This window comes from Rhizobium herbae (assembly GCF_017873135.1).
GTDB lineage: Bacteria > Pseudomonadota > Alphaproteobacteria > Rhizobiales > Rhizobiaceae > Pararhizobium > Pararhizobium herbae.
In genome coordinates, this window is sequence record NZ_JAGGJV010000009.1 from 115,725 (window position 1) to 134,035 (window position 18,311).

Consider the following 18,311-nt stretch of genomic DNA (forward strand, 5'->3'; position numbering starts at 1 on the left):
CGGGAGGAGAACGGGTATGAAACATCTGGCTTTCGCACTCGTTCTTTTCCTGACCGGTGAAGCGTATGCCGACACGCTCAAATTGCTGACAGAGGAGTATCCTCCCTATAATTTCAGCGAAAACGGCGTCATCAAAGGCGCTTCCGTCGAGCAGGCCGAGCTGCTGATGAAGGCGCTCGAAACCGAATATTCCCTCGAAATTCTCCCCTGGGCGCGCGCGCTGGCAATGGCGGAAAGCCAGCCCTGGACCTGCCTGTTCACCACCGGGCACGACGATGAACGCGACAAGCGCTTCAAATGGGTCGAGCCCCTTCTGGTCGATCACATGGTCATGGTGCGCAAGGCAGGGTCCGGCGTCAATCCGGCAAATATCGAGGAAGCCAAACGCTTTACCGTCGGGACACAGCGCGAAGACTTCTCTGCCAACTATCTCAAGAAAAACGCTTTTCCGAAGATCGATCTTGCCGCCGATATGGAAGCCACGGTCAAGAAGCTGTTGAGCGGGCGCATCGATCTGATGATGACGTCTGAAAAGACGTTTGAATCCATGCGCGATCAGGGCAAGGCGCTCGAATCCGCACTCGTGCTCGAGGGGAAACTGTACGGCTTCGCGTGCAATCTCGGCCTGCCGGATGAGGTGGTTGCAAAGATGCAGGCACAGCTCGACAAGTTGATGGCAGACGGCACGCAGGACCGGATATTTGCCAAATACGGCCTGCGGTCGAACCGGTAGGCGATCGCCGCGGCGACAGCGTGGCGCCCGTTGATGCACGTGCTTCAAAATGGTGGTATGTCATTGATGTCCGAACAGAATCGTCGCGGAAGCCTCCCTCCCGTGCGTGCGCTCTTTAAGGAATGATATGAAATATCCGGCACTCGCTCTCTTCCTGGCGTTCTGCAGCGCGGCGCAGGCACATCCCCTTCATCTGCTGACAGAGGAATACCCGCCCTTCAGCTACCGGGAAAGCGACAGGCTACTGGGAATTTCCGTCGATCAGGTCAAGACGCTCATGCAAGCCGCGAAACTCGACTACACGATGGAGATGCAGCCCTGGGCGCGGGCGTTTTCGCTGGCCGAGAGCACGCCGGATACCTGCGTTTTCACCACGGGACTGATCCCCGAGCGGATGGCACGCTTCAAATGGGTCCAACCGCTGGTTCTCGACCTGATGATCATGGTGCGCAAGGCAGGCCAGCCGTTTGCCCCCGCAACGATCGACGAGGCGAAGCGCTTTACCATCGGCGTGCACAAGGACGATTCTGCCGAAACCTATGCCAGGCAGCAAGGATTTCCCCGTCTCGACAGCGCCGCCAGCCTCGATCTCTCGTTAAAGAAGCTGCTCAGCGGCCGGGTGGAGTTGATGATCATGACGCGCACGACCTATGAAAGCATGCGCAGGCAGGGCCAGCCGATCGAGGCGGCGCTCAACCTTGAAGCAACCCGCGCCGGCATCGCCTGCAATCTGCAGGTTCCCGACAGCACGATTGAAAAAATGCAGGTCGAACTGGACAGGCTGATCACCAACGGCACACAGGCGGCGATCTACGAACGGTACCGTCAGGCCGGAAAATAGGCGCGTGCGCCCAACGGATAGTTGACATCCGGGCGCCGACGCGGTGCAAGACAGTTCTGTCCGACTGTTAGAGATATATCCATGCTGATTTTCGCAGGTCTTGGTAATCCCGGCGCCCAATATGCCGGCAACCGCCACAATATCGGGTTCATGGCCGTCGACGCGATCCAGCGGCGTCACGCTTTTTCGCCATGGTCGAAGAAGTTCAAGGCGCTGATTTCCGAGGGCGAGATCGGCGGCGAGCGTGTTCTCCTGATGAAGCCGCAGACCTTCATGAACCTGTCGGGCGAAGCCGTCGGCGAGGCCATGCGCTTTTACAAGCTGGAGCCGAAGGACATTCTGGCGATCTACGACGAACTCGATCTCATTCAGGGCAAGGCGCGGATCAAGACGGGCGGCGGCCATGGCGGCCATAACGGCATCAAGTCGCTCGACGCCCATTGCGGCCGGGAATACCGCCGCCTGCGCCTCGGCATCGGCCATCCGGGCTCCAAGGAACAGGTGCACAACCACGTGCTGGGCGATTTCGCCAAAACCGACCGCGTCTGGCTGGAGCCGTTGCTGGATGCTCTTGCCGACAATGCCGACATGCTGGTGAGGGCTGAGGATTCGCAGTTTCTCAACAAGCTGACGCTTGCCACCGGCGGCAAGCCGGAGCCTGAGACGGCACCGGCGAAACCCGGCCCGAACAAGCCAGCGGGCAAATCCCATATCCGCCAGGCCCGCAACGGCGCCCAGCCGAAGATTCTGCCAACGACTGGGCCGATGGCCGACATGCTGAAGAAGCTGTTCGGTAACAAGGGCGACTAGGCGCATGCCGGCAGATGATTTCAGCATCCGTCCAGCCACGGAAAGCGATCTTGCAGGGCTGCTGGCGCTCTATCGGCATCTCAATGCGGACAGTCCCGAATTGCCGCTCGATATCGCAGTGGCACGCTTTTCGGAAATCTCCGCCCAGCCCGGCATGACAGTGTTCGTTGGGGTGTCGGGAGACATCGTGACCTCACCGGTGACGCTGGTCATTATCCCGAACCTCACACGTAGCGGCGCACCCTATGCACTGATCGAAAATGTCGTGACGGACGCGCGCTATCGCAAACGCGGTCATGCAAGGGGCCTGATACGGCACGCATTCACGCATGCATGGGAGCGCGGCTGCTACAAGGTCATGCTGCTCACCGGATCGAAATATCCGGCAACACTGGCATTCTACGAGGGCTGCGGCTTTATTCAGGACAAGACCGGGTATCAGATCAGACGGCCCGGCGGCGTTTGAGAAGCAGGCAACCTATTCCTCCGGCTCCGTGGCGAACATCAGCGGAAACCCCGCCTCCTTGCCGAGATCGGTCGCCTCCTTGGCCTTGCTCTCGGCAATGTCCTTCGCGCAGACGACGATGACGCAGACGCCCATCTTGTGGGCGGTCATCATCATCCGGTAGCCGGTCTCCTCGCTCATATGGAACACCGCCTTCAGCACCATGATGACGAACTCGCGCGGCGTGTAGTCGTCGTTGATCAGGATGACCTTGTAGAGCTTCGGCCGCTCCAGCTTCGGCTTGGTTCTTGTTTTCGGCTGGAGAGCGGTGTCGTTTTCGACCATCGGGATATCCTCTCACGAAACAAAGAGGCTGGCGGCGGATGACGTCTGTCTCCCGCATATTTGCACCGCGCAGCCCGGCGTTCAAGATGCGGCGGCTGTGACAGCGAAGACACGGCCGGCCGTCAAGTCGCCGAAGCACGCCGGCGGATGATTGTATCCCGCGCAATTTCGCGTATACGGCACTTCAGATTTTATCGAGACAGGGAGCCGACAATGACCGACATCATTTCAGCAAGCCCCTCAAGGGCACAGGCCTAGTCAGCGTAGACACGCTGCCGAGGGCTTAAAGAGCCGGCCGCGTGGCCGGACGATTTACCCTGTCTTCGGAAGATATCCATGGGCAATCTTATAGGGGACTCCGGTCCTAACACCATGCCGTGCGGCAAGCCCGTCGCCGTGGCGCATTACTTTACCGAAAAATCCTGGATCGAGGGATCCGCCCTGCAACAACTGGCCGATATGGCCCATATGCCGGGCATGCTGTCGATCGCCGGATTTCCGGACCTTCACCCGGGAAAATACGGCCCCGTCGGCATGGCGGCGCTGTCAACACGTCTTTACCCGCAGCTGATCGGCACCGATATCGGCTGCGGCATGAGCCTCTTCGAACTCGACTTGCCGCTGCGCAAGTTCAGAATCGAAAAGGCTGCCGACGCACTGCGTCAGCTCGAAACGCCGGCCTTCGGCCAGATGGACAGCGATGCAATGGAAAATGCCCGCTCGCTGGTTGCAAAGGCCGATACCCTTGGCACGATCGGCGGCGGCAACCACTTCTGCGAAATCCAGGCGGTGGGCGAACTGCTGTGCCCGGAAGCGTCCCTGCATCTGGACAAGCAGAAAACCTATCTGCTGGTTCATTCCGGATCACGCAATCTCGGCGCCATTGTCTTTGCCGACACGCTTGCCGGAAACGCCTCTCTTGACGAGGGGCTCGATCCGGCATCGGATGCGGGCATTGCCTGGCTCACCCGGCATGATCTCTGCGTCGACTGGGCAGCCCTCAACCGGCAGATCATCGCCGAGCGGGCGGCCGCGGTGCTTCGCACCGAGGTCCGGCTGATCGCCGATGTGCCGCACAATCTCGTGCGAGCCGGCGCGGAGGGCCATGTCCATTACAAGGGCGCAGCAGCGGTGACGGCCGGCGTCATCGCCCCCATCGCCGGTTCGCGGGCAAGCCTCAGCTATGTGGTCGAGCCGCTGGCCGGCGCTGCGATCTCACATTGGGCGATTTCGCACGGCGCAGGCCGCAAATACGATCGCCGCAACATGCATGGCCGCACCGGCAACACCCGCAGCGAGCGCGAAAGCCTGCTGCGTAACGCCTGGGGTGGTGTGGCCATCTGCGACGACCGCCGGCTTGCAGTCGAAGAAGCCGCAGGCGCCTACAAGAGCGCAGCACAGGTGGTCGAGGATCTGGCGGGGCATGGCCTCATCCGGCCGCTGGCTGCGATGAAGCCACTCGTCACCTACAAGAAGGTCGATATCGACCACGACGAGGCCAAGCGGGACAAGGGGCGCGAACGCCGCCAGGAACGGAGACGAAAACGTGGTTGACATCCATCTCCTCGTCACCGCCGGCAACGGCCCGGTCGAATGCCGCATCGCGCTCTCCGCACTTCTTTCCACCCTCGAAAAGGACGCGAAAGCGCACGGCTGCATCTTTGAGGCAACGGCCGCGCGGGCACCGGATACACATGGCCCGGCATCCGCCATCGTCACGATCAGCGGCGATGGCGCAACGACGTTCGCCAATGGCTATTGCGGCACCATCCGGTTCGTTTTCAAGAGCACGGTGCGGCCGCATCACAAGCGACAGAACTGGTTCGTCGGCGTTCGCACCATCGAGCTCGCAGGCGACGCTGCGGATGCCACAGCGATCAATCCGCAGGACATCCGCTTTGAAACGCTGCGGGCCGGCGGTCCCGGCGGACAGCACCAGAACACGACGGACAGCGCCGTGCGGGCGACCCACGTACCGAGCGGCATCACCGTCATCTGCCGCGACGAGCGCTCGCAGCACCGCAACAAGGCGACGGCAATCCGCCGTCTTCAGGCCGTGCTGCAACTGCTGGCGGAACGGGATGCGCGCAACGCCAGGACAGCGCTTTTCCTCGCCAACAAGGACCTGGAACGCGGCAACGCGGTCAAGGTGTTCCGCCTGTGAAACTTGCGCGCCCGGCAGCGCCGGGCGCGCTTTTACCCCGGCTTTGGCTGCCCAAACCGGAAAATGCGACCGCCGCGGAACGGCAAGGCTTGACCATATCAAGCCCTTCCCCCATAGGCAGGGCAAAGTTTTTCAAGATATGGACAAGGTGCCATGGGTTTCAAATGCGGTATCGTCGGACTGCCGAATGTCGGCAAGTCCACTCTCTTCAACGCGCTGACCAAGACGGCGCAGGCGCAGGCGGCGAACTATCCGTTCTGCACCATCGAGCCGAACACCGGCGAAGTGGCGGTGCCCGATCCGCGCATGCGCAAGCTTGCCGATATCGCCAAGTCCAAGGAACTGATCCCGACCCGCATCTCCTTCGTCGACATCGCCGGCCTCGTGCGCGGCGCCTCGAAGGGTGAAGGCCTCGGCAACAAGTTCTTGGCCAATATCCGCGAGGTCGACGCAACCGTGCACGTGCTGCGTTGCTTCGAGGATGACGATATCACCCATGTGGAAGGCCGCATCAATCCGGTCGGCGACGCCGAGACGATCGAGACCGAGCTGATGCTCGCCGATCTGGAAAGCCTGGAGCGCCGCACCGAGCAGACGCGCAAGCGCGCCGCCTCCAAGGACAAGGAATCCATGACACTGCTGCCGGTCATGGATGCTTCGCTGAAGCTGCTGAACGAAGGCAAGCCGGTTCGCACGCTTCTGTCGACGCTGGATGCCGAAGAGCTGGAAATCCTGAAGGGCCTCAACCTTTTGACGGCACATCCGGTGCTTTATGTCTGCAATGTCGCCGAAGCCGACGCGGTGTCGGGCAACGCCCACACCAGGGCTGTCGAGGAAATGGCAAAGGCGCAAGGCGCCCAGACGGTCGTGATCTCGGCTGCGATCGAATCGGAAGTGGCGCAGCTGCCGGAAGAGGAAGCCAAGGAATTCCTCGAGGCACTCGGCCTGCATGAAGCCGGCCTCGACCAGCTGATCCGCGCCGGCTACAAGCTGCTCGACCTCATCACCTATTTCACCGTCGGCCCCAAGGAAACGCGCGCCTGGACCATCCCGCGCGGCACCAAGGCGCCTGCCGCCGCCGGAGTCATCCACACCGACTTCGAACGCGGCTTCATCCGCGCCTTTACCATCGGCTATGACGATTACATCGCGTTCAACGGTGAAGTCGGCGCCAAGGAGGCCGGCAAGGGCCGGGACGAAGGCAAGGAATATGTCGTCCAGGACGGCGACGTGATCCACTTCCGCTTCAACACGTAAGACCGGCACCGGCTCGCTCACACGAGCCAGACGGATAAATATTAAAAGCAATTCAATATATTGGAACGCCGTTCGCTCATTTTGACGAACGGCGTTGTCATGAGCGTGCCTTTCGGCAGCCGCGGCACTTGCCCTTCCGGCGATCGGCGATATGTTTGCCCGCAACCATATCAAGGAGTCTTCGATGCGCCTGCTTCCCGCCCTTCTGCTTTCAACCGCCCTCGTCACGCAATCGGTTCAGGCAGCGGACATCAGCCATCAGGGCGCGCTGGAACTCGAACAGAAATTCACTGCTTACCTGCCAGACGACCTGGCGAAATCAGGTCTGATCAAAGTCCGCCCCGGCACAACGGACTATGAAGTCACCTTCGATCCGACCGTGCTTTTGAAGGATGTGGATCCGAACACGTTCAGCATTTCCGGCTTGAAGCCCTTGCTGTCGCTGATCAGGCCCATGGAAGACGGGTTGTGGCACTTCGCCCAGACGGCGGATCTCGACGTCAGGGGACAGTTGGCCACCGGAACCGAAAAAACCGATTTTACCTACAAGATCGACGCCATGCGCACCGAGGGCATCGTCGATCCGGACCTGCTCTATTTCAAATCCGCGGAGATGACCGCAGACGGCATCTTCATGACGTCGAAATCCCCGCAGCAATCCGTCGAGGCCCGCTTCGGGTCGATGAAATCGACCGTAGATACCAAGCGGGCGACGCCGGAGACGGTGGACATCCGATCCAACACGGCGTTGAACGGCTTTACTGAAACGGTCATCGATCCCGCCAAGACGAAGATCGATATTTCCGCCGACAACGTGACGGCGGACGTGGCGTTCAACGGCCTTGCCTATCGCCCACTGCAGGACATCGTGTTTTTCATCCTCGACAAGGTGAAAAAGAAGACGCTGCTGCCCACGGAGCAGGTGCAACTCAAGGCGCTCGTTCGCGCCAACCTGCCGATGTTCGAGACGCTGCTGGAATCGATCGAGGTCGCCAACCTCAAGGTCGGCACCCCAACGGGCACGTTCGGCGCCGAAACCCTGCGCTATACGATCGATACGAACGGCCTGAAGGACAAGGCCAATTTCGGCTTCGGCATCGCGATCGACAAACCGTCTGTGCCGCCCGGCGTAGTGCCGGATGCGTTTATGGCGGCGCTGCCGGAAACCGTGAACTCGCGCATCTCGTTTCAGAACATCGATCTTGCCAGCGGCATCACCTATTTCATCGACCATGCCGATTTCAACGCCGAGAAACCGCTGACCGACGAACAATCGGCCGAGGTCGGCCGCATCTTCCTGCCGGGCGGCGCACTGACGATCAAATATGACGACATCTCGGCCCGCTCCGCCGTCTACGACTTCAGTCTCTCCGGCACTACCACCGTCTATCCCGAGCAGCAGGGCCGCCAGAATACTGACCTCACCCTCTACGCCAAGGATTTCGACAAGACGATTTCCTATCTGCAGCAGAACGCCGCGACAGTGCCGGAATTCGGCCAGGCAGCTTTCATGCTGCTGATGGTCAAGGGCTTTGCCAAGCCGGCGCCGGATGGCCGGCAGATGTGGAACATCGTTGTCGACGAGAACAAGAAGGTGAAGATCAACGGTCAGGATCTGCCCTTCCAGCCATGACCTGCCGCCAAGTGGGTCGCATCATTCCTGCTCGATTCCCGCCTGTTTTCATTTCCCATCGCGCCCACGGATGCTAAAACATGGCGGTTGGAGGACGATTGCCCATGCTTCATTTCGAGGATTTTCCGGCCGGCAAGCGGTTCGAGTTCAAGCCGATCATCGTGAAGGCCGAGGATGTCATCGCCTTTGCGTCTGAATTCGATCCGCAGCCGATGCACCTGTCGGAAGAAGGCGGCAAGGCCAGTATTCTCGGCGGCCTGGCGGCATCAGGCTGGCACACCAGCGCCATGATGATGCGCATGCTCTGCGACAGCTATATCCACGAGACGGCCTCGGAAGGCTCTCCTGGCGTCGACAGCATGGAATGGAAGAAGGCGGTACTGGCCGGCGACACGCTATCGGGCGCCTGCACGGTCGTCGAGGCACGCGTCTCCCGATCGAGACCCGAGATCGGCATCGTGCGGCTGAGAGCCGTCGTCACCAACCAGCGCGGCGAAACGGTGGCGGTCTGCGACTATGCCAACATGATCCGCTGCCAGCCGGCGGGGGAAAAAGCATGAAGCTGTCGGACCTCCATCCCGAGGGCACACGGGAAACGATCGGAATGGTCACCTTTACCGCCGGGGACATTATCCATTTCGCCGAAAAATTTGATCCGCAACCGTTTCATCTTGATGCCGAGGCAGCCAGGAAATCGCTGTTCGGCGGGCTCTGCGCGTCGGGCTGGCATACCTGCGCCGGCTGGATGAAGTGTTTCGTGCCCTACTGGATGGGGGAAATGAAACGGCTGGCGGCGAAGGGCATCGTTGCCCCCAAGCTCGGCCCCTCGCCCGGCTTTCGCGACATGCGCTGGCTGCGACCCGTCTTTGCCGGCGACACGATCACCTATTCCGTTACCTTCGTCGCGGCCAAGGACCTGGAGTCGCGGCCGGGATGGCGCATCAACACCATCCTGTGCGAAGGCGAGAACCAGAATGGCGAACCGGTGATCCGGTTCGAGAGCAAGGTGATCGAGTTTCCCTGAAATTGGGCCTCAGTGACCGTCGAACTCGATCAGCGTCAGCACCTTGACGCCGAGCGCCTCGATCTTCCTGCGGCCGCCGAGTTCCGGCAGGTCGATGATGAAGCAGGCGGCAACGATATCGGCACCCATCTGCTGCAGGAGCTTTGTCGCGCCTTCGGCCGTACCGCCGGTGGCGATCAGGTCATCGACAAGGATGACCTTTTCACCCGGCTTGATGGCGTCGCGATGCATTTCCATCTCGTCGACGCCATATTCCAGGCTGTAGGCGATGCGCACCGTATCGTGCGGCAGCTTGCCCTTCTTGCGGATCGGAACGAACCCGGCCGACATCTGGTGCGCCATCGCGCCGCCCATGATGAAGCCGCGCGCTTCGACACCAGCCACCTTGTCGATTTTCGTGCCGGCAAAGGGATGAACGAGCTCGTCGATCGCGCGGCGGAAGGCGCGCGGATTGCCGAGCAGCGTGGTGATGTCGCGGAACATGATGCCGGGTTTCGGATAATCCGCGATATTGCGGATCGAGGCGATCAATTCCTGCTGGAGAGAAGATTTCATGATGGAAGGCATGCCTTTGCGGACGTCTCAGGGAGACGAAGGCATAGCATCAAAGCCACATTTTTCTATAGTGGATTTTTGTCGGCAATCGTCCGTTCGCCGCAGCGATACCCGGTGTTTTCCATGGGGACTATGGAGCAGGGCGCAATAGAGTGGCCCTGCTCCGATGCTGACCACGCCCCTACTGGGCGGAGTTGGTAACCTTCAGTTTTTCCTGCACCTTCTTGGCGACATCCGGATTGGTCTGCGCGGCGGTGATGACCGTCTTGTATTCATCCAGCGACATGCCGGGTGACTTTTCGACCGCGTTGATCATCTGCTGGTTGGCTTCGTTCTGCAGCTTCTGCTTGTTAACAGCGTCCTTTTCGGCGCCGATCTTGGCGGCATAGTCCTGACGCACCTTGTCGACCTGCAGATAGGCAACGGCGAAGGCCTCGATTTTCTGATCGCTGATGGCAGCGGGTGCTGTGCCCTGTATCGGCTGCGTGCCTTGCGGCTCGGCGGCCCCTTGCGCAAAAGCCGGCGAGTTGATGACGATCAGGCTGAGTGCTGCAGCGGTCAAAGCTGCGACGGGCATGTGGCGAATGGTCATATGCGTGTCCTTCCTTAAGTCAGTCTCAAGACGGTTTTCACCGCCTTTCCGGAGGGGCGAACCCCTGACGACAAACTTCAGGATGGATCGGGCGACAATGTGACCCTGAGAAGGAAGCTTCAAGGCCATGTCGCGATCCTGCCGCTGCCGGCCGCCCATTTGCAATGATTGCACCATCGTCAGAAACAGGAAGGCGCTTCTCGCAGTCCGGGAACCAACGGCAGGCGTTTTCGGTTATACTGGACGTATCCCGCCCGCCGGAAACCACCGGTCAGGCGGAATACGCAAAATAAGGAGGAGCATCATGCGATTGTTTGAATGCGGGTCCCTCGTACCCGGTTGCGACTGGCACACCCGCGCCGACAGCGACGCGGAAGTCGTACGCCGCGCCGTCGATCACCTGCGTCAGTCCCACGGCGAAACGCTGATCCGAGAAACCATGGTCGACAACATCAAGGCGCGCATCGTCGAGGAAACGAAAGCGGCCTGATTTTCAGACCAGTGACTGAAGCCGGGCAACAAGCGTTGCCCGGTCCGCATTGAAATTGCCGTCCACCCAGGTGTCCTCAAGCTGCCCGAGGATTTCCCCGACACGCGGACCCGCCGGAATGCCCACGGCCAGAACGTCGGAACCCGTCAGCGGGAAGACCGGTTTCTGCCATTTCTCCGCCCGTGTCAGCAATCGTTTCAGCCGTGCCGTCTCCGGCAGTTGCGCCGGATCGTTTTCGGATTTCTGCCGCGACGAGGCCAGTGCAAGCCGGAGGCTCGTCATCAAACCATAGGCTCCGTTGCGGTAGAGGAGTCGATCAAAAGCCGTATCAGCGATGACGGCCGGCAGGCGCGGCGCCTTTGTCCATGCGGCGAAACTGGCAGCCTCCGCCTTCGACAGCCGCAGCCGCTTTGCCATCGCATCCAGACGCTCGGCATCCGGCGGAATCATCGCAGCAAGCCGCAACAGGGGATCGGGTTGCCAGCCGAATGTCTGTTCAGCGGACACCAGTCCGGGAATTGCGTCGATACCCCATTTTTCGCTTTCCGGCAGAATTTCGGTCAGCACCCCGGAAGTACGCATCCAGAGTAAGGCCCGCCCCGGATCCTCAGCCGAAAGCAGCTTCTTCAACTCCGACCACACCCTCTCGGCGGAAAGCCCTGACAGCTTGGAGCGCGCCTGTGCACAGGCGCGCAAACCGTCGGCATCCGGACGGCCGGAGCCATAGTGGGCAAAGAAGCGGAAGAAGCGGAGAACCCGAAGATAGTCTTCGGCGACGCGCTCGGCGGCATTGCCGATGAAGCGGATATTGCGTTTTTCGATGTCCGCGAGCCCGCCGACAAGGTCGATGACCTCACCCTTCGCATTGGCATAGAGCGCATTGATCGTCAGGTCGCGTCGCTCGGCATCCACTTGCCAATCCGTGCCGAAAGCGACCTCGGCACGACGACCGTCGGTTTCCACGTCGCGGCGCAGCGTCGTCACTTCGTAGGGCGCACCATCGACCACCAGCGTCACCGTGCCATGCTCGATCCCCGTCGGAACCGACTTTATACCGGCCGACTTCGCACGGGCGACGACTTCTTCCGGCAGCAGCGTGGTCGCCATATCGATATCGGCGACGGCAAGGCCCATCAGGCTGTTGCGCACAGCGCCGCCGACGACACGGACTTCGCCGCCATCGGCATTCAGCAGATCGAAGACGCGCGTCAGCGCAGGTGCCGAAAACCAGGCCTCAGTGGCAACGGAGGTCATGCATAAAGCCTTTCGTACAACATGCGGACAATGCCCGCGGTAATGCCCCAGATATGCTGCTCGCCATAGGGCATGCTGTAAAAATGCCGTTCGGCCCCCTTCCAGGTGGCCTGGCCGCGACCGTGATTGTCGGGGTTCATCAGGAACGACAGCGGCACATCGAAGACGGCGGCAACCTCATTGGGATTGAGCGCAAGGTCATAGCCCGGCTGCACGATCGCCAGGATCGGCGTGATGCGGAAACCGGACATCGCCATGTAGTGGGGCAACCGCCCCACCGTCTCGACGAAACGCCGGTCAAGGCCGATTTCCTCCTCGGTTTCGCGCAAGGCAGCACGCTCCGGTGTGTCATCCTCCGGATCGATGGCACCGCCGGGAAATGCGACCTGGCCGGAATGCTTGCGCAAGGTGGCGGTGCGCTGGGTGAAGATAACGCGTGCCTCGTCGCCATCGTCGATGACCGGAACGAGAACGGCGGCATCCTTCAATTTCAGCGTTTCGAGATAGGGGATGACATCCGGATTGAGCAGGAAATCACCATGCTCGCGCCAGGCATCCTCCACCGGGCTGCCGGATTGCTCCAACGCGCGACGCCGAAAATCCTCGGCTGAAAACAGGATATCGGTCATGCCGAAAGCGCTTCCAGTTCCTGGGCAGGCATGATGGTGAACACCACGCCGCCGGAGCGGACGGCAAACATCGCGACGCCGTCGATCACCACGGTCTCGCCGAGTGCGACAAGATCATACATCACCGCGCGCGAAACCAGCGCCTCCAACCGTCCGCGCACATGCAGGTACGGTTTCAATTCTCTGTTCTCGCCATGGATGACGAAGCGAAGATCGTGCTCGCCCCCTGCCTCCACGACATCGCCGACATTGGTGCGGAATGTTAGCACCTGCTCACCACCTCTTTGTGTCACATTCATCTCAACGGCGACGAAAGGCGCATCGACGATGCGGATGCCTAGTTTTTCCACAGGAGTTACGAGATAGGTCCGGCCGTCCTCGTCCTTGCGCAGAACCGTCGAAAACAGCCGCACCAACGGCTGCCGGCCGATCGGCGTGCCCATGTAGAACCAAGTGCCGTCAGCGCGGATTTCCATGTCGATATCGCCGCAAAACGGTGGATTCCACCGCTCAACGGGCGGTAAACCCCTGGTTTGCCCGTTGGTCTGGCCGGCAGCACGCGTGATCAGCGCCGCAAGGCCCGCCGCATCGCCTGTCCCATGTATTTCGGCATCCGCCATCGTTCCGTCCCGTTTGGCCCTATTCTTGCGTTTTATCGAGCACCGCCTCACGAGATAGTGCGTTGCTTGCGTCTTGTCAGCCACCGGGCGGAGCATAGATTGAAAAACAGAGACGGAAAGAGCGCTTTTCGCGATTCGGCACCATTGCCGGCCACTGGAGACAGACGATGGGTGTGATGAAGACGACAGACGGCGCGATCGACGACAAGGCGATCATCGCCGCCGCCGAAAAGGCTCTGGGCGAAATCGCCGTGATCCGCAAGGAAGTCGGCAAGGTGATCTTCGGCCAGGAGAGCGTCGTCGAACAGACGCTGCTGGCCGTTCTCTCCGGCGGCCACGCGCTGCTGGTCGGCGTTCCCGGTCTTGCCAAGACCAAGCTGGTCTCGACACTCGGCACCGTGCTTGGCCTCAACTCCAGCCGTATCCAGTTCACGCCGGACCTGATGCCGTCCGATATCCTCGGTTCGGAAGTGATGGACCAGGACGAAAACGGCCGGCGGTCGTTCCGCTTCGTGCCAGGCCCGATCTTCACGCAACTGCTGATGGCCGACGAAATCAACCGGGCCAGCCCGCGCACCCAGTCGGCGCTCCTCCAGGCCATGCAGGAATATCACGTCACGGTGGCCGGCCAGCGCAACGACCTGCCGCAGCCCTTCCATGTGCTGGCAACCCAGAACCCGCTGGAGCAGGAAGGCACCTATCCCCTGCCCGAGGCCCAGCTCGACCGCTTCCTGATGCAGGTCGATGTCGGTTACCCCGAGCTTGCCGCCGAACGGCAGATCCTGCTGGAAACCACCGGTATCCATGAAAACGAAGTTCACGGCGTCATCGATGCCAGGCAGCTTCAGGATATCCAGCACCTGATCCGCCAGATGCCCGTCAGCGAAAAGGTGGTCGATGCCATTCTATCGCTGGTGCGTTCGGCCCGCCCCGGAAACGGCAACGCGGCAACCGACAAGAACGTCGCCTGGGGTCCCGGCCCGCGCGCCGGCCAGTCGCTGATGCTCTGCGCCCGCGCCCGCGCCCTCTACGACGGCAGGCTGGCACCATCCATCGATGACATCATGGCGCTCGCCGAACCGGTTCTGCAGCACCGCATGGCGCTGACATTCGCGGCACGGGCGGAAGGCATGTCGGTGCGTGACGTCATCACCGGCCTGGTCAAGCAAGCCAAGGGATAATGAATGGCCTCGATAGGGCAAATCGTCGAACCGACGCCGTCCGGAGAGGTTCTTTCCCGCGCGCAGAGCCGCGCCCGGCTGATCCCCGATTGCATGGTCGAGGCAAAGCGCATCGCCAACACGGTCATCTCCGGCTGGCACGGGCGCCGCAAGCGTGGCATCGGCGAAAATTTCTGGCAGTTCCGCCCCTATAGCGATGGCGAAAGCCTGTCACGTATCGACTGGCGCCGTTCGGCCCGCGACGATCATACCTATGTGCGCGACCGCGAATGGGAGGCAGCCCATACCATCTGGCTCTGGGCCGATCTCTCCCCGTCGATGATGTACAAGTCGAAGTTCGGTGCCGTCTCCAAGGAAAGCCGGGCGCTGGTGCTGATGCTGGCGCTGGCCGAAATTCTCGCCCGTTCCGGCGAGCGCATCGGCTGCCCCGGCGTGATGGAGCCTGTCTCGGCCCGCAACGCCGCCGAACGGCTGGCAACGGCGCTGATGCACACGCCGCTGTCCGGCGGCCTGCCGCAAACGGCAATGATCCGGGGGGCGAGCGACCTCGTGCTGATCGGCGACTTCCTCGACCCGGCCGACACGATCATGGCACAGCTCGGACCGCTTGCCCGCCGCGGCCTGCGTGGCCATGTGGTCGAGATCGCCGACCCCGCCGAGGAGAGTTTCCCCTATGCCGGCCGCACCGAATTCACCGATCCGGAAACCGGCGAAAAGCTGACGGCCGGCCGTGCCGAGATCGTCCGCGACGACTATCGACGCGCCTATATTGCCCGGCGTGACAGCCTCGGCGAAAACCTCCGCCATCTCGGCTGGACATTCACGCCGCACCGGACCGACCATCTTGCCTCCGAAGCGTTGGTGGCGGTGCACATGTATCTCTCCGGCATGCCCGGGCGCGCGACCCATGGAGGCCAGCTATGAGCTTCCTGCCGTTTATCTTCGCCAATCCGCTGATGCTCGCAGCCCTCGTCGCCCTGCCGGCGATCTGGTGGCTTTTGCGCATGACGCCGCCGAAGCCTGTGACCGAAGTCTTCCCGCCGCTCAGGATTCTCGCCAGCGTCCTCAAGCGTGAGGAGACACCGTCGAAAAGCCCGTGGTGGCTGACGCTGCTGCGCATGCTGATGGCCGCTGCGATCATCCTCGCCATCGCCGATCCGGTCTTCAATCCGCGCTCGAACACGCTGGCCGGCAATGGTCCGCTGGCGCTGGTGATCGACAACAGCTGGGCGACGGCAACCGACTGGCAGCGTCGCGTCGAAACGGCGGACGCATTGATCGGAGACGCGGAAGCAAAGGACCTGCCGGTCGCAATCGTCTTCACCGCCGACAGCGAACACAATGCCGTGCCGGGATCGGCAACATCTGCGCGCAACCGCATGGCCGCCGCCGCGCCGCAGCCGCTACGCCCCAATCGGGAAGCGGCGATCAACGCCTTGCGCACGGGGCTCAATGGAACGGCTCCGGGCACACTGGCTTTCCTGTCGGACGGTATCGATGCGGGGGACACCAAGATCATGGCGGAACTCGCCGCCCTCTCCCCGGAAAATTTCAGACTGATCGAGGGCAGCAACGACCAGGCGGTGGCCATCAGCAATTCCGCCAATGATGCCGAGTCGATGGTGGTTAGCGCCACCCGCCTCGATACCGCCACTGCACGGACTTTGCCGATCACCGCCTACGATACGCGCGGTCGGGCGATCGCCAATGGCTCTCTCGCCTTTGCAGCCGGCGAAGGGCTGGCCAAGGGAACGCTCGCAGCGCCGTTCGAACTGCGCAACGATTTCGCGCGGGTCGCCATCGACGGCGCGGCGACGGCCGGCGGCACGTTCCTGCTCGACGACGGCTTCCGCCGCCGTCGCGTGGCTCTCCTGAGCGGCGAGGCGCGCGACCAGTCGCAGCCTTTGCTCTCCCCGCTCTACTATATCAATCGGGCACTCGCACCCTATGCCGATCTGATCCAGCCAAACGAAGCCGATCTGGCGGTGTCGATCCCCGAACTGCTGGCGCAGAAGCCATCCATGCTGATCATGGCCGATATCGGCCGCCTGCCGGAAGAGACCTATGCGCCGGTGACCAAATGGATCGAAAACGGCGGCACGCTGATCCGCTTTGCCGGTCCGCGCCTGGCCGCCGCCCCTGCCGACGATCCGCTGGTGCCCGTCACGTTGCGACAGGGCGAACGCGCACTGGGTGGTGCCCTGTCCTGGTCGGAGCCGCAGCCGCTGGCCGACTATCCGGCGCTGAGCCCTTTTGCCGGCATGCCGCGTCCCGAAGGCATCCTCGTCAAGCGGCAGGTTCTTGCCGAACCGACCGCCGATCTCTCGTCGCGCACCTGGGCAAGCCTTGCCGACGGCACGCCGTTGGTGACAACCAAGACGCAAGGCGCCGGCCGCATCATCCTCTTCCATGTCAGCGCCGAGGCGACCTGGTCGAACTTGCCGATCTCGGGCGATTTCGTCGAGATGCTGCGCCGGAGCGTGCAATTGTCGCGCAGCGGCGGTGTAGCGAGCGACGGAGCAGCGTCGGGCCAGACATTGGCACCGTACCGCCTGCTGAATGCCGACGGCGTGCTGATCAGCGAAACCGGCCGGGCGCGGCCGCTGGAAATCGCGGCGGGAACGACGCCGGTCTCCACCGCCGAAAACCCGCCCGGCCTTTATGGTTCGGAAGAAGGATTTACCGCCCTGAACCTGTTGCCCCGCGATACGCAATTGAAGCCGATCGACGCCACCGGTCTTTCCATACCCTACACCGCCGAACCGCTGATCGGCGCCGAGGCGTGGTCGCTGAAACCGTCGCTGTTTGCCGCGGCGCTCATCCTGCTTTTGATCGATACGGCCGTCGTCCTGTTCATGGGCGGCGCTTTTGCACGGCTGAGAATGCCGGCCGCGGCCATGATCGTCCTGGCGCTGGCAGCGGGTACGCTGATCATAACACCCGCCTCTTCGCTTGCCGATGACAGCAGGCCCGGCGACGACCTGATCCTCCGGCAACTGGACAAGACCCATCTGGCTTATGTCATCACCGGCGAAGCCGATGTCGACCGCCTTTCCGAGCGCGGCCTTGCCGGTCTGACCGAATTCCTGACCTACCGTACGACGCTCGAACCCGGCCCGCCGATCGGCCTCGATATCGCCTCGGACGAGCTGTCCTTCTATTCGCTGATCTACTGGCCGGTGTCGGCCAATGCGCCGATGCCGAGCCCGGCGGCGATCAGCCGGATCGACGCCTATATGCGTGCCGGCGGCACGGTACTGTTCGACACGCGCGACCAATTCTCCTCGCTTGGAACGAGCGCCGGTACCAGTCCCAACGGCGAGCGGCTGCAGGCGATCCTTGCCGATCTCGACATCCCGCCGCTGGAGCCGGTGCCGACCGACAATGTGCTGACCAAGTCCTTCTACCTGCTGTCGAGCTTCCCCGGACGCTACAATGGCAGCCCGCTGTGGATCGAGGCTCAACCGGACAATGGCTCACAGCCGACCGGCAGGCCGGCGCGCTCGGGCGACGGCGTGTCGCCGATCATGATCACCGGCAATGATTTCGCCGGCGCCTGGGCGATCGACACCAACGGTATGCCGCTTTTGCCGACCGTGCCGCCGGACGAGCAGCAGCGCGAACTCGCCTTCCGCTCCGGCGTCAACATCATGATGTATATGCTGACCGGCAACTACAAGGCCGACCAGGTGCATATCCCGGCTCTGCTCGAACGGCTTGGCCAGTGAGGGCATGGCG

20 protein-coding genes are annotated in these 18,311 nt (G+C 62.0%); 14 read left to right on the forward strand and 6 right to left on the reverse strand.

Translation table 11 applies throughout. From position 1 onward, the window contains the following. The first annotated feature begins 16 nt into the window (after positions 1–16). The 4 genes from J2Z75_RS22735 (at position 17) to J2Z75_RS22750 (ending at position 2,850) form a co-directional block, all read left to right on the forward strand. Entirely contained in the window at positions 17–733 is a 717-nt protein-coding gene (locus tag J2Z75_RS22735) for a substrate-binding periplasmic protein (protein WP_209855065.1), read from the forward strand. Between the two features lie 127 nt (positions 734–860). Then, positions 861–1,574 (forward strand): substrate-binding periplasmic protein, encoded by a 714-nt coding sequence (locus J2Z75_RS22740; RefSeq protein WP_209855066.1) that lies wholly within the window; start codon positions 861–863, stop codon positions 1,572–1,574. An 81-nt stretch (positions 1,575–1,655) separates the two neighbouring features. Beyond that, the gene (pth, locus tag J2Z75_RS22745; RefSeq protein ID WP_209855067.1) at positions 1,656–2,384 is read left to right on the forward strand and encodes an aminoacyl-tRNA hydrolase; all 729 of its coding nucleotides are present in this window, start codon (positions 1,656–1,658) and stop codon (positions 2,382–2,384) included. A gap of 4 nt (positions 2,385–2,388) precedes the next feature. Further along, positions 2,389–2,850, forward strand: a complete 462-nt coding sequence (locus J2Z75_RS22750; protein ID WP_209855068.1) for a GNAT family N-acetyltransferase — start codon at positions 2,389–2,391, stop codon at positions 2,848–2,850. A 12-nt stretch (positions 2,851–2,862) separates the two neighbouring features. Here the strand turns inward: J2Z75_RS22750 and clpS are convergent, their stop codons facing one another. Next, entirely contained in the window at positions 2,863–3,174 is a 312-nt protein-coding gene (gene clpS / locus J2Z75_RS22755; RefSeq protein ID WP_209855069.1) for an ATP-dependent Clp protease adapter ClpS, read from the reverse strand. Between the two features lie 336 nt (positions 3,175–3,510). On the opposite strand from clpS, the gene J2Z75_RS22760 reads away from it, so the two are divergent. From J2Z75_RS22760 to J2Z75_RS22785, 6 genes are all read left to right on the forward strand, one after another. After that, positions 3,511–4,728, forward strand: coding sequence for an RNA ligase RtcB family protein (locus J2Z75_RS22760; protein ID WP_209855070.1), 1,218 nt, complete (start codon positions 3,511–3,513; stop codon positions 4,726–4,728). After that, positions 4,721–5,338 carry a peptide chain release factor H gene (prfH, locus tag J2Z75_RS22765; protein WP_209855071.1) on the forward strand — a complete coding sequence of 206 codons (618 nt, stop codon included), beginning with the start codon at positions 4,721–4,723 and terminating at the stop codon, positions 5,336–5,338. The genes J2Z75_RS22760 and prfH overlap by 8 nt, the downstream gene beginning before the upstream one ends. Before the next feature lie 153 nt (positions 5,339–5,491). Next, complete coding sequence (gene ychF, locus J2Z75_RS22770; RefSeq protein WP_209855072.1) at positions 5,492–6,595, forward strand: redox-regulated ATPase YchF; 1,104 nt, start codon at positions 5,492–5,494, stop codon at positions 6,593–6,595. Between the two features lie 184 nt (positions 6,596–6,779). Continuing rightward, positions 6,780–8,228: a hypothetical protein gene (locus J2Z75_RS22775; RefSeq protein ID WP_209855073.1), complete on the forward strand. Its 1,449-nt coding sequence runs from the start codon at positions 6,780–6,782 to the stop codon at positions 8,226–8,228. 104 nt (positions 8,229–8,332) lie between these two features. Further along, positions 8,333–8,788, forward strand: a complete 456-nt coding sequence (locus tag J2Z75_RS22780) for a MaoC family dehydratase (RefSeq protein ID WP_209855074.1) — start codon at positions 8,333–8,335, stop codon at positions 8,786–8,788. Next, a complete protein-coding gene (locus J2Z75_RS22785; RefSeq protein ID WP_209855075.1) occupies positions 8,785–9,252 on the forward strand; it encodes a MaoC family dehydratase in 468 nt (155 codons plus the stop codon). The genes J2Z75_RS22780 and J2Z75_RS22785 overlap by 4 nt, the downstream gene beginning before the upstream one ends. A 9-nt stretch (positions 9,253–9,261) precedes the next feature. Here J2Z75_RS22785 and J2Z75_RS22790 read toward each other — a convergent pair whose 3' ends face one another. Further along, positions 9,262–9,807, reverse strand: coding sequence for an adenine phosphoribosyltransferase (locus tag J2Z75_RS22790; RefSeq protein ID WP_209855076.1), 546 nt, complete (start codon positions 9,805–9,807; stop codon positions 9,262–9,264). 181 nt (positions 9,808–9,988) lie between these two features. After that, positions 9,989–10,399: a DUF4168 domain-containing protein gene (locus tag J2Z75_RS22795; RefSeq protein ID WP_209855077.1), complete on the reverse strand. Its 411-nt coding sequence runs from the start codon at positions 10,397–10,399 to the stop codon at positions 9,989–9,991. A 304-nt stretch (positions 10,400–10,703) separates the two neighbouring features. On the opposite strand from J2Z75_RS22795, the gene J2Z75_RS22800 reads away from it, so the two are divergent. Next, complete coding sequence (locus tag J2Z75_RS22800) at positions 10,704–10,889, forward strand: DUF1059 domain-containing protein (protein WP_209855078.1); 186 nt, start codon at positions 10,704–10,706, stop codon at positions 10,887–10,889. Between the two features lie 3 nt (positions 10,890–10,892). On the opposite strand, the gene J2Z75_RS22805 is transcribed toward J2Z75_RS22800, so the two are convergent. The 3 genes from J2Z75_RS22805 to J2Z75_RS22815 are packed head-to-tail and all read right to left on the reverse strand — an operon-like array spanning position 10,893 to position 13,392. Then, positions 10,893–12,143: a CCA tRNA nucleotidyltransferase gene (locus J2Z75_RS22805; RefSeq protein ID WP_209855079.1), complete on the reverse strand. Its 1,251-nt coding sequence runs from the start codon at positions 12,141–12,143 to the stop codon at positions 10,893–10,895. Further along, positions 12,140–12,772, reverse strand: a complete 633-nt coding sequence (locus J2Z75_RS22810; protein WP_209855080.1) for a CoA pyrophosphatase — start codon at positions 12,770–12,772, stop codon at positions 12,140–12,142. The genes J2Z75_RS22805 and J2Z75_RS22810 overlap by 4 nt, the downstream gene beginning before the upstream one ends. Further along, positions 12,769–13,392, reverse strand: a complete 624-nt coding sequence (locus J2Z75_RS22815) for a DUF1285 domain-containing protein (RefSeq protein WP_209855081.1) — start codon at positions 13,390–13,392, stop codon at positions 12,769–12,771. The genes J2Z75_RS22810 and J2Z75_RS22815 overlap by 4 nt, the downstream gene beginning before the upstream one ends. A 167-nt stretch (positions 13,393–13,559) precedes the next feature. On the opposite strand from J2Z75_RS22815, the gene J2Z75_RS22820 reads away from it, so the two are divergent. The 3 genes from J2Z75_RS22820 to J2Z75_RS22830 are packed head-to-tail and all read left to right on the forward strand — an operon-like array spanning position 13,560 to position 18,301. Further along, positions 13,560–14,573 (forward strand): AAA family ATPase, encoded by a 1,014-nt coding sequence (locus J2Z75_RS22820; protein ID WP_209855082.1) that lies wholly within the window; start codon positions 13,560–13,562, stop codon positions 14,571–14,573. Between the two features lie 3 nt (positions 14,574–14,576). Beyond that, on the forward strand, positions 14,577–15,497 hold the full coding sequence (locus J2Z75_RS22825) for a DUF58 domain-containing protein (protein WP_209855083.1): 921 nt from the start codon (positions 14,577–14,579) through the stop codon (positions 15,495–15,497). Further along, the gene (locus J2Z75_RS22830) at positions 15,494–18,301 is read left to right on the forward strand and encodes a DUF4159 domain-containing protein (protein ID WP_209855084.1); all 2,808 of its coding nucleotides are present in this window, start codon (positions 15,494–15,496) and stop codon (positions 18,299–18,301) included. Before J2Z75_RS22825 ends, J2Z75_RS22830 begins: the two co-directional genes overlap by 4 nt. Positions 18,302–18,311: the final 10 nt, after the last annotated feature.